Origin of the sequence: Rhodanobacter sp. A1T4 (assembly GCF_014207185.1) — a bacterium.
Lineage (GTDB): Bacteria > Pseudomonadota > Gammaproteobacteria > Xanthomonadales > Rhodanobacteraceae > Rhodanobacter.
In genome coordinates, this window is sequence record NZ_JACHCP010000018.1 from 1 (window position 1) to 13,519 (window position 13,519).

Below are 13,519 nucleotides of genomic sequence, written 5' to 3' on the forward strand. Positions count from 1 at the left end.
CGAGCAAGTGCGTGAGATGGTCGGCCAGGCGCGCAATCGTGCTCGCGTCGAACAGGTCCGTGCTGTATTCGAAGCAACCCTGCAGGCCGTTCTTGTTCTCTGTCAACGTCAGCGTGAGATCGAACTTGGCGGTGACGTTTTCGCTGTCGATTGCTTGGATCGATAGACCGGGCAACACCAGGGCATCCATCGGCGTGTTCTGCAACACCAACATCACCTGGAACAATGGCGTATAGCTGGCATGCCGCTCCGGCTGCACGGCTTCCACCAGTTGCTCGAACGGCACATCCTGGTGCGCATACGCATCCAGTGCGCACTGCCGTACTTGCTGCTGCAAGGTATTGAAATCCTGCGTCTGGTCCACCTGGGTGCGCAGCACCAACGTATTGACGAAGAAACCCACCAGCTCTTCGACTTCGCTGCGGTTGCGATTGGCGATCGGCGTGCCGATGCAGATATCGCTCTGGCCCGAATAACGGGCCAGCAGCACATTGAACGCCGCGTACAGCGTCATGAACAGCGTGCTTTGCGTCTCGTTGCCCAGGCCCCGCAGTGCCGACACCAGCGTTGCCGGTAGCATGAACGACAGCATCGCTCCCCTATGACTCAGCCGCGCGGGCCGCGGTCGGTCGGTGGGCAGCGTCAACAGGCTCGGGCAATCAGCGAGCTGCTGTTTCCAGTAGCTCAGCTGCTGCTCCAACACCTTTCCGCTCAGCCATTGCCGCTGCCATTGCGCAAAGTCCGCGTATTGAATCGGCAAGTCGGACAACGGCGCTTCGGGGCTGGCAGGCTGTATCGCCAACGGAATCGGCTGTTCATTCGGCGCATTCGATGCCATGTCAAGTGAATTACCGAGCGACTGGATGCTTGCGACGAGCGACTTCACGGTCGACGATTCGAAGATCACTCCTACCGATATCTCGACGCCGAACTCGGCACGAATTTTCGACACCAGCTGGATACCCAGCAAAGAGTCTCCACCTAGCTCGAAGAAGTCGTCGTCGATCTCCACCGGTACGCGTCCGAACAATTCTTGCCAGATCGCGACCATCGTCTGCTGATGGTTGATCATCGACGTCGAATCGCGCGTGGCAGACGATATCGCCGATGAAATCGGCTGCTCATTCGGCGCTCTCGATAACGTATCGAGTGAATTACCGAGCGACTGGATGCTTGCGACGAGCGACCTCACGGTCGACGATTCGAAAATCACTCCTATCGTTATCTCGACCCCGAATTCGGCAAGAATTCTCGACACCAGCTGGGTCCCCAGCAAGGAGTCTCCACCAAGCTCGAAGAAGTCGTCGTCGATCTCCACCGGTACGCGTCCGAACAATTCTTGCCAGATCGCGACCATCGTCTGCTGATGGTTGATCATCGACGTCGAATCGCGCGTGGCAGACGATATCGCCGATGAAATCGGCTGCTCATTCGGCGCTCTCGATAACGTATCGAGTGAATTACCGAGCGACTGGATGCTTGCGACGAGCGACCTCACGGTCGACGATTCGAAAATCACTCCTATCGTTATCTCGACCCCGAATTCGGCAAGAATTCTCGACACCAGCTGGGTCCCCAGCAAGGAGTCTCCACCAAGCTCGAAGAAGTCGTCGTCGATCTCCACCGACGCGCGTCCGAACAATTCTTGCCAGATCGCGACCATCGCCTGCTGATGGTTGATCGTCAACGTCGAAACATCCACGCTCGACGAAGTAGCCATGATCGGTGCGGGCGCGACGACGGCTGCAGGTCGGACTAACGGGTGTGATGTGTCTATCGCATCGAAGGTGTCCGACAAGTTCGGGGAGTGCAAGGCGACCACCGTCTCACGGCTTATCGTCGGCGTCGCCTTATCCGATGAAGCTGCAACTGACTGCTTGGAAGCGAGCACAGCTCCGTAGCCAGCGAATGACTGTGATTGACCTGTAGCGCCCCCTGCGTTCGGCAAGTCTGGATAGGGAACATCCGTCCAGTAGTACTCTCGCGCAAATGGATACGTAGGCAGACTGATACGGCGTGGACGAGCGGCTCCGGCACGTATGCCGTCGTCGGTGCTGTACAAAGCATTCCAGTCGAAAGTGAAGCCCTTCACCCAAAGGCCGAGCAACTTGCCGAATTGGCCCTTGGCAGCCCATGCCTGGACCGTAAGTGCCATATCCTCATCGCCTGAGAGCATCGATAAGGCGCTACGTTTGGCCTGACCCTGGTAGACGCCATCGATATCGCCTTGACCGGTAGCAAAGGCGATCAACTTGAGTCGCAAATCATCGAGCGAATCCACCAGCAGCCCCAGCCGCTCCTCCATCGCCTCACGGCCAACCTGCAGGGTATAAGCAACATTGGCCAGTGTCAGATCGGCCTCGGCACGCGTCGGCGCGATCGCTGCCAACAGGCGTTGTGTTTGCTCGATCAGCCGCTCCTGATTGCGGGCAGACAGCACCACCATTGCCGGGCCATGATTCGCCTGCGCAGGAGCCTGATTGGTGTTGAGTGGCGCAATGTATTCCTCGATCACCACATGAGCATTCGCGCCGCCGGCACCGAACGAGGAAATTCCCGCGATCCTTGGAAATTCTCGCCGGTTTCCATCAAGCTCCAGCACCGGGCGCGGCCAGGGAGCCAGCTGCTGCTGTACCATGAAGGGCGTGTCGGCGAATTTGATGTTCGGATTGGGCATGCTCGCATGCAGACTCGGCGCGAGCATGTGGTGCTTCATCTGCATCAATACCTTGCTGATGCCTGTGAAGCCGCTTGCGCTCTCGCTGTGACCGATGTTCGACTTGACGGAACCAATGGCACAGAACTGCTTGTCTTGCGTCCAGTTCCGAAAAGCCTTCGACAGTCCCGCGATCTCGATCGGATCGCCCAGACTGGTCCCCGTACCATGTGCTTCCAGATAGCTGACATGGCGCGCATCGACACCTGCCTTTTGCAGCGCGTCACTCACCACCTGCGCCTGCAAGTTCGGGCTTGGCACCATATAACCACGGGTCTTGCCGGAGGAATTGACCGCGCTACCCTTGATAACGCCATAGATATGGTCGCCATCGGCAACTGCACGATGCAGTGGTTTGAGTACGATGGCGCCAACCGCTTCGCTATCCACGAACCCGTCGCCGTCAACACCAAACGAACTGCATTTGTCACCGCTGGATAGCATGGTCGCGGCAGATAAATTGATTATATGTGTTGGCGCGACGATCAGATTCACGCCGCCGGCAACGGCGACTTCACTGTCGCCGTTACGCAGGCTTTCGATGGCGAGATGCAGCGCGGTCAGCGAGGATGAGCACGCGGTGTCGACCGCCATACTCGGTCCCTGGAAATCGCATAGATAGGAGATCCGATTAGCGATCGACCAGAAGCGCGCGCCTGTCGCATAGTGCTCATTCGCAACGCCCACAAACAAGCCGATCTTCCTGCTTTGACTCAGGCTTGCCGGTGTGTAGCCCGCGTCTTCGACGCTCGCATATACCTCTTGCATGAAAAGCCGCTCTTGCGGGCTAATCCACTGTGCTTCACGCGGCGTGATATTGAAAAACAGACGATCAAAGCAATACACGTCGTCCAGCAAACCTGCCCACTTGGTGTAGGTCTTTCCAGGTTGATGCTTTTGCTCGTCGAAAAACCTGCTGTTGTCCCAGCGTTCTGGCGGTATTTCTGAAATACAGTTGCGTCCGGCGGCAAGGTTGTCCCAGAACTGATTGACGTCCGCGGCACCGGGGTAACGCCCGGAGAGACCGACAATCGCCACTTCGAACCGTTGCGTGACCAGCATTGTCACCTTCGTAGGCGCCGCTCCGCGGAAGCCGTCACTCATCTGAAAGCGGCTTGACCGCCCCAACTTGCTGCGCAGCGCCGATAATGAGTTCAACGTGGGCGTCGGAGCAATTTGTGAGCGCGTTGCGCTGACGGTGGCATTCGCCGATTCATCACTCTCGGGCGTAGATAACAGCGAAACAGCGCTATCCAACCCCGTCCAACGCATCAGCGCTTCGGTTTCAGTCTGCATGAAATGATCGACCAGGCTATCGATGCTCTGGTGTTCGAAGAACAATGTCGTACTGACGCTGTCGGCAGCGAACACCTCGCGCAAGACGTTGGTCAATTCCATGATAACGACCGAGTCGATACCGTATTCGCTAAAGCTGACATCCGCCTCGACGGCGTCAACAGGCAGCTTGATCCCCTTGCTTATTATCTTCTTGAACTGCTGGATGCTCTTTTCACGCAACAGCTTATTCACACCCACATCGGCCTGCGCAGTGACAGCTGGCGCCTCGTTGTTCTCTCGTGCAAGGAAGAATTCCTCGCCATTGGGTCGGCTACTGGATTGTTGGACAGGCTGGTCCGATGTGCCGCGATGAAACACTGTTTGCGGAATCTGTAGCGGATCAACAACCGCGAGCGCGTTCGACTGCGCAGCCATAAGCAGCGCTGCCTTCATCCTATTCATCACGCCTTCGGCCACCAGTACCTGAGGCAGACCGCTCGACAATGCCTGTGCCAGTGCGGCACAGCCACTGGCATTGCGCAGCGGAATCAATCCGGTCTGCTGCGTCATGTTCTGGCGCGTAGCGGCATCGACCCGCATGCCGCCCTCTTCCCATAACGGCCAGTTAATTGACAAGCTACGCCCATGGCGCAGGCCCTGAGTAACCAGGGCACCGCGATAGTGCGAGAAGGCATCCATGAAGGCATTTGCTGCCGCATAGTCAGCCTGACCTATGTTGCCGAATGCCCCAGCCAAGGACGAGAAGCAGATGAAACAATCCAGTGGCATGTCACGGCTAGCCTCGTCGAGATGCAGCGTGCCAGCCACTTTGGCACTGAGCACTTCGTTGAGCTGCTTCCGAGTCTTCTTGACGATGAAGCTATCGCGCAACACGCCTGCGCTATGGATGATGCCGTCGAGGCTTTCAAATTCTTCCGGAATGCTGCGTACCAAGCGCGTCAACGCGACGCCATCGGTGACATCGACTGCGTGGTAGCGCACCACAGCGCCCAGGGTTTCAAGGGAGAGGATGTTGGCATGGATACTTTCGTTCAATGCCGAGCGGCCGGTCAGAATTAACACGACATTCCGCACTTGACGCGCAATCTCGCGCGCAAAGATCAAGCCCAAACCACCCGCGCCGCCGGTAATCAAGTACACGCCCTGCGCTTTCCATGGCTGACCTACATCGATCGCGACTGGCAATTCAGCCCAACTGCTGACCCGACGCTCGCCGTGGACGTAACACACTTGTTGCGCATCGAGGACGCGGTTTTCCAGCAGTGCCTGACATACATCCTGGCCTGGTTCGATACCGATTACCTGGCCAACGATGTGCGGGTTTTCCAACTTGGCCGTGCGCAACATACCGCCCAAGCCTGCCATGGTCTGGCCAACACCCTCGCTCGGCACTACCACTTGGATCAGATGTTTTCCACGTTGACGGCCCAGCTCCTGAATCTGTTCCAACAACACACCGGCAGCCGCTTCAAAGCGTTGGGCGATATCACCGCCGCTTGCTGGCGCCAGGCAAACAACGCCGGGCAGTTGGCGTTGCAAGTTGATGACGTCCACCTTGTCCACGCCACAGAGCAGCACGACGTGTTGCGCATACGTATCGCTGACGTCCATCGCCGCCGCCGGCGCTGTCCATATTTGGCGTAGCAGCAGAGTTTGAATTGGCCCACTACTAGATAGCTCAGCCGGCCGCGCCTCCGATTCCGTCAGCCTTGGTACCAGTGCCGATTCGCTGCGTACTACACCCTGGCTGTGCACGAGGACTTCGCCGGCTTCGCCTTCGCTGTACATCTCGAAACCGATCTCGCCACCCTCTTCAGGGTAGAGCGCGATATGCAGCGTCAGTCCGTCGGTACTCACCACAACCGGCTGCGCCCATATCATCTCGTTCAAGGCTATATGCCCCTCTTCACCGATCGCCTCGCTAACCGCGCTGCGCACTATTTCCAGATGCGTTACGTCTGGCAGCACACGGCCAACCTGTGCCACGTGATCTGCCAGGAAGAGTTCTTTGCCGCTCAGGCGAGTACTGAAGCGCTGCCGTCCCGCGTCCGAGGCGTTCCAATGCAACACCGGATGCAATACCTCGCTCGTCGCAATTTCCGGCTGGGGATCGGACATCTCGATCCAATAGCGTTCGCGTGCAAACGGATAAGTCGGCAGACTGATGCGTCGCGGTCTATGGGCTCCATACAGACGCTGCCAGTCGAACGCCAAGCCCTTCACCCACAGATCGAGCAACTTGCCGTATTTGCCCTTGGCCATCCATGTTTCGGCAATCGTGGCTGTGATGTCGTCGCCCGCCAGGGAAGAGAACGAATCTTTATGGCGCTTCACCTGGCCGCGATACAGCTCGTCTATCGCCGTCTCGCCTGCCAAATAGGCAGTCAGCTTCTCGCGCAGCTCGTCCAGCGAATCCACCACCAAGGCCAGCCGCTCATCCATGGGCTCACGGCCAATCTGAAGGGTATAAGCCAGATCCGCGAGCGCCATATCCGGATCGGCCATGATCGCTGCCAGCAATCGCTGAATCTGTTCCTTCAGCCGGTCTTCGTGACGTGCCGATAGCACGATCAGCGCCGTACCTCGTGCAGCTTGTGGCGTGACCGGCGTGACGTATTCCTCGATCACTATGTGCGCATTGGCGCCGCCTGCACCGAACGAGGAAATACCAGCAATTCGCGGACCTTCCCGCTTCAAGCCATTGACCTCCCACACAGGCCGTGGCCAAGCTGCGAGTTCCTGCTGCACCACAAACGGCGTTCCGTCAAAGTCGATGTTCGGGTTCAGCACGCTCGAATGCAGGCTCGGTGCCAGTTGCTGATGCTTCATCTGCAGCAACACTTTGGTCACACCAGCGATGCCCGCCGCGCTCTCGGCATGCCCGATGTTCGATTTGGCCGACCCAATGGCGCAAAACTGCGTGTCTTGTGTCCAGCTCCGAAACGCCTTTGACAACCCTGCGATCTCGATCGGGTCGCCCAGGCTAGTACCGGTACCATGCGCTTCGATATAGCTCACCGCACGCGCGTCGACCCCACCCTCGCGCAACGCCCGCTCGATCAGCTTGGCCTGTGCATTGGGGTTAGGCACCGTATAGCCGTTGGTCTTGCCGCCGTGGTTGATCGCGGAGGCTTTGATTACCCCATAAATGTGGTCACCGTCGGCTTGCGCCTGTGCCAGTGGTTTGAGCAATACTGCGCCCACACCTTCGCCTGGCACATAGCCTTCGCCGCCTTCGCCGAAACTTTCGCAGCGCCCTTTGCCGGAAACGAATTTGCCTTGCGCAAGCATCAGATATTTGTTCGGGTGTACCGACAGATTTACCCCGCCGGCCACTGCCACTGCACAGCTGCCTTGCCGCAAGCTCTGGCAAGCCAGATGAATCGCCGTCAGTGACGACGAACACATCGTGTCCAGTGCCAGGCTCGGACCGTTGAAGTTGCAGTAGTACGAAATTCGATTGGCGATCGACGCCGCGCTGCCCGGCACGGCAATGGGCCGTCCTCGCGACTGTTCCTGGGCACCGTATAACTGGTATTCCTCGTACATCACACCGACAAAGACGCCGACATTGCTGTCCTCGGCCACGCTTTCCCTGGTGTATCCGGCGTCTTCCAGCGTGGCATATACGCATTCCAGAAACAGACGCTCCTGCGGATCCAGCAACTCCGCTTCGCGCGGTGAGATGTTGAAGAACAGCGGATCAAACAGATCGATGCCGTCAATGAAACCGCCCCATTTGCTATAAGTTTTTCCGGGCTTGCTGCGGTCTTCGTCGAAATACAGCGTGTGATCCCAACGCTCGGCAGGAATCTCGGTGATGCTGTCCTTGCCTCGGCTCAAGTTGTTCCAGAATTGCTCCAGATTGTCGGCCTGCGGGTAGCGTCCAGCTAAGCCCACGATCGCAATTTCACCGATCTCACGGCTGGCATCCTTGTTGATGCGGCTGTGCGTCTCATAGCGTGAGCGGACGCGTATCTGCCCAAAATCAAGCTTATCCATTCCGGTCGCCAGCGACTCAGTTGCCGGCGCTGCGACCGTGGTTGCGTGGCTCACACCCACCAAGCCCATCACCGCAGCATGGTGATGTCGCACAAAATATTCGCTCAGCGCGGCTAAGGTCTGATATTCAAAGAACAGCGTTTTTGATAACGGACCAAAAGGCTTTTCCAAGGCGCGCGTCAAATCCAACACCAAGAGGGAATCAATGCCATAAGCTTCCATCTGAGCCTGCGGGTCGATCTTGTGTACCGGCAGCTTTAGTGCATTTGACAAGAAGCGGACAAAATAACGATCCGCTCTCGCTTGGATGTCTGCCTGGATGTCGTCAGCCGAGTCGTTTACCGGTGTCATGCCCCCTATCTCCAATTCCAACCGTGCCGGTTGCCGAACAGAAGAATTCACCTGCTGGATATTCGGATGAATTATCACGTCTCCGGAGATCGGTTCTTGGGCAAGATCATCAGTCGGAGTGGTTTTCAAAACCTTAAAACCAAGCCGCTTGAATTGCAGGCACACCACACCGTTTTCGTCGCACACATCAATATCAAGCTTTTGAATTACATCACTTGGGGCACCGCCACTGCTGCGCCGAACGACCACCCACATACTGGTCGTGCAGGAGGCACGCACGTTCAAGGATTCCAGCACAAACGGCAGCATCGGCTTCAAATCGCCACTGCTCGTACCCAATTGCAAACCGATTGATGCTTGTAGCGCTGCATCGAGCAAGCTTGGATGCAGCACGTAGCGCCCCTTAGACTCCTGCACCGCAGTCGGCAGCGTTATCCGTGCCAAGGCGAGCTGCTCTCCGACGAACAGTTCGCTCAAGCCTTGAAAACCGGGTCCATAGTGGATGCCCAGATCTTCGTACATCGCATAGCATTGCGCGGCATCTAAGCGCTTTAGGGCGCACTGTTGACGCAACTTTTTCAGATCATGAGGCGCCGGCGTGACATCTTCCATGACACCTGTCACCACACCGTAGCCATAGACGACGTCGCCATCCACGGATTCGGTGTAAATCTCGTAACGGATCTCGCCGCTATCCTCCGGATACAGTGATACCCGCACCTCCAGGCCCTCACTGCCGACGACTATTGGGCGCGCCCACGCGACATCCCGCATATGTAGTACGCCGGCGCCGTCCTTCGCTTCGCTCGCCGCGAAGCGAGCCATTTCCAGTTGGGCCACACCTGGCAATACTTGGCTATCGAGCACCTTATGGTCTGCAAGGAAAATTTCACTCCCGCTAAAGCGGCTGCTGAAACGAGGCCCTAACAAGTTTGATGAGTTGCGCTGCACCAACGGATGTAGAACTTGCAGTAGGTCACCGGCAATCTGCACACTTGATCGCGCAGCCAAACCGCTGGACATCCCATACCGCTCCCGCGCAAAGGGATACGTCGGCAAGCTGATGCGACGTGGTTTATGCGTGCCGTAGAGAACACCCCAATCGAGACCGTATCCCTTAATCCACACGTCGAGCAGTTTGTCCAAATTGCCCTTCTCGACCCAGTTGCGGACGGTATGGGCCATGTTTTCATCGGTCGAAAGTGCAGTCACTGCTTCCTTATTACGCCTGACCTGGCCTCGGTGCAGGTCTTCGATGGCCGTGTCGCCCGCGACATAGGCGCTCAGTTTTTTGCGCAGTTCGGTGAACGAACCAACCACGAGACCCAGCCGCTCCTCCATCGCCTCACGTCCGACCTGCAGCGTATAGGCCAGATCAGCCAGCTCGATCTGCGAAGCCTCAGGCTGCGAAGAAAGAAACGCCAGTAGCGATTGCGCCTGTTGCCGCAGCTGCTCTTCATTGCGTGCTGACACGACGACGACGACGGGACCATATGCAACCGGCGCGCTCAACGTCGAAGGGATGTACTCCTCCAGCACCACGTGTGCATTCACGCCACCGAAGCCGAACGAGCTCACGCCGGCGCGGCGCGGCAAGGCCTGACCCTGCGCATCGCGCATCGCCGTCCATTCACGTGCCTCTTGCATCACGTAGAAGGGACTGCCATTCAAATCGATATATGGATTTAGGCTCTCGCTGTGCAGACTTTTCACCAGCGTCTTGTGCTTCATCTGCAGCAAGACCTTGATCACGCCCGCCACACCAGCCGCCAGTTCCAGATGGCCGATATTGGTCTTAACCGAACCCAGTCCGCAGTGCCGTTCGGTTACTCCGCTCTCGCCCGTGGCCGCGTACAGCTCCTTGAACGCGGCCTTCAGACCATTGATCTCCACCGGATCGCCCAGCGGGGTGCCGGTGCCGTGCGCTTCGATATAGCTCACGGTGCGTGGATCGATGCCCGCCTGCAGGTGAGCCTTCCTGACCACCGCCGCTTGTGCCTTCTGATTGGGCGCCGTCAACGAATTGGCACGGCCACCGTGGTTCTCCGCAGTACCACGTACCAGACCATAGATGTGGTCACCGTCGCGCTCGGCATCCGACAGTTTCTTCAATACCAGCATCGCGACACCTTCGCCGCGCACGTAGCCATTGGCCTCGCTGGAGAAAGTCTTGCAGCGGCCGTCCTCGCACAACATGCCCGACTTGTTCAGGCTGATGTGAGCCTCGGGCGTCAAGATGGTATTCACCGCGCCAACGATGGCGATCGACGATTCGCCGTTTTGAATGGCCGCCACACCACGCCGCAGCGCTACCAACGAGCTTGAGCAAGCCGTTTCCACTGGCTCGCTCGGACCATGCCAATTGAGCAGATAGCTGATGCGGTTCGGACCGACTGAAGGTACCCCGCCGGTCGATGAATAGGCTTCACCCCAGAGGTTGGCACGATTGAGCAGCGCGCCATATCCGGGCGCACCGGTGCCGACATAGATGGCCGTATCGCTGCCTGAAAGCGCATGACCGGCGTAACCGGCATCTTCCAGCGCCTTCCAGACATGGATCATCATCAGCCGCTGCTGCGGGTCCATCATCTCGGCTTCTTTGGGCGAGATGCTGAAGAACATCGGATCGAATTCGTCGACCCCATCAATGAAGCCGCCCCAGGTGATATTGGTCTTATTATTTTCCCGTCCGGGGTCGCCATACCAAGTCCGCCAATCCCAGCGCTCGGGTGGAATCTCGCTGATGCAATCCTTGCCGTCGCGCAGGTTGCTCCAAAAGGCATCAATGTCCCTTGCCTGCGGGAACTGACCGCTCATGCCAATGATCGCGATCGGTTCGTTGATCGCCTGGCTTCGGCTCGCGATGGATGCCGCCAGCGATGCGCTGGAACGGCTACGACTGCGCGAGCAGATACGTTCGAATGCTGGTGTTGAAGTCGCCACAGCCGCAGCGACCGGTGCCGACACCACACTATTTGTCGCAGCAAGCCGTGGCGCTATCGCTACATGATGTTCACGTACCAGATAGTCGGCCAGACCATCGAGCGTCGGGTACTCGAAGAAGATCATCGGCTTCAGTTCGAGCCGATACTGTTCGTTTATGGCGTTGCAGAATTCCGTCAGCGTGACCGAATCGAAACCGTATTCGCTCAAGACTGTTTCGCCGTCGACGTCCTCCGCATTGACTTTGATAAGCGAGGACACCAAACCCGCGAGTGTCCGCTTCACCTTCTGGTGCAAGGCCTGTTCGGGTAACGTCTGCTCGTCCTGACTCGCCTTCGCACCGCCATCGCGGGTCATCGCCGATGGCATCACTACGGAAGCTTCCTGTGGCTTGCCCAGTAGCACCTGGCGGATGCGCGCGGCATCGCCCGCCACCACCAGCATCTGATTCAAACCACTCGCCAACGCCTGTCGCAAGGCCTGCACGCCGTTTTTTGTAGCCAGGGCATGCACCCCCGCTTGCTGGATCAGCATCGCGCGTGTCGCCGCATCCACATGCATGCCGCCTTCGTCCCATAGTGGCCAGTTGACCGACAGCGTGCGTCCGTGACGTTGCCCTCGCGCCACGAGTTCAGCACGATGATGAGCAAAGACGTCCATGAATGCATTGGCCGCCGCATAGTCGGCCTGACCCACGTTCCCCACCGCTCCGGCAAGGGACGAGAAGCAGATAAAGCAGTCGAGCGCCATGTCACGGCTCGCCTGATCGAGGTTCAGCGTACCGGCGACTTTGGCGCTCAGCACCTCATGCAGTTGCTGGCGCGTCTTCTTGATGACGAAGCTGTCACGCAGCACACCAGCACTGTGGATGATGCCATCGAGGCTTTCAAACTCTTCCGGAATGCTGCGCACCAGCTGCGTCAAGGCGGCGGCATCGGTGACATCCACCGCGTGGTATCGCACCACCGCGCCAAGTGTTTCCAATTGGCGGATGTTCTCCTGGATGCCTTCATTCAACGGCGAACGGCCGGTCAGGATAAGCACCACATTCCGGGCCTGACTTGCAATCTCGCGCGCGAAGATCAAGCCCAAACCGCCTGCGCCGCCGGTAATCAGGTACACGCCTTGTGCCTTCCACGGCGACGCGACCTCGGACGGGGGTTGCCATTCGACCCAGCTGCCGATCTGGCGTTCGCCATCGACGTAACGCACGAGCTGCGCATCACGGCCGCGGTTTTCCAGCAGCGCCTGCCCGGCGTCCTGACCCGCTTCGACGCTGATCACCTGCCCGACAATGCGCGGATTTTCCAGTTGCGCCGTGCGCAGCATCCCGCTCAGCCCTGCCAGGGTCCGGCCGATGCCCTCGCTTGGCACTGCCACCTGGATCAGGTATTCACCGCGCTGGCCACCTAGCGACTGCAGCTGTTCCAACAAGGCAGCCGTAGCTGTTTCATAGCACCGCGCCAGATCCATATCAGCAGCCGGTACCAGACAGACCGCGTCCGGCATCTGCGCTTGCACGCTATCGGCATCTACTGCATCGAGGCCACACAACATCACCCGGTGCTGCGCGAACACAGAAGCCTCGGCGCCATCGGTTGTGGCGGACTGCGGGGTCCAGGCTGGTTGTAGCAGCAGTGTGTGGATTTGCTCGACGGATACGCCCGGACGCAGCGTCGCCAGATCGTGCATCAGGGAGGCGTCCGGTGTCTCCTTGGTGTCAGTCGAGACCATGCCCTGGCTGTAGACCAAGGCTTCACCATCGTCACCTTCGCTATAGATCTCGAAGCCGATGTCGCCGGCCTCTTCGGGATAAAGCGCAATATGCACCGTCAACCCGTCAGCGCCTACGACCATCGGCCGTACCCACACCGCGTCGTTCAACACGATACGACCCGCTTCGCCGGTCACTTCGCCGATCGCGCTGCGCGCCATTTCCAGTTGCGCGACATCGGACAATACGCGATTGGTCAGGAAGAATTCGTCGCCGCTCAAGTACGTGCTGAAGCGCAGCCCGGCCACGTCCGAGGTATTCCGGTGCAGCAGCGGGTGCAAGACCGTGCCAAGGCCGGACGCGATAGCCGGCTGCGCCGAACTCGTCTGCACCCAGTAACGCTCGCGCGCGAACGGGTATGTGGGCAGGCTGATACGCCGCGGTCGATGGGCGCCATACAGGCGCTGCCAGTCGAAGGCCAGCCCCTTCACCCA

General features: G+C 58.5%; 1 protein-coding gene. It reads right to left on the reverse strand.

The features are described from left to right. Nucleotides 1–13,519, reverse strand: a 13,519-nt coding sequence (locus HDE80_RS21840; protein WP_184674416.1) for an SDR family NAD(P)-dependent oxidoreductase, incomplete at both ends; no start/stop codon positions are given.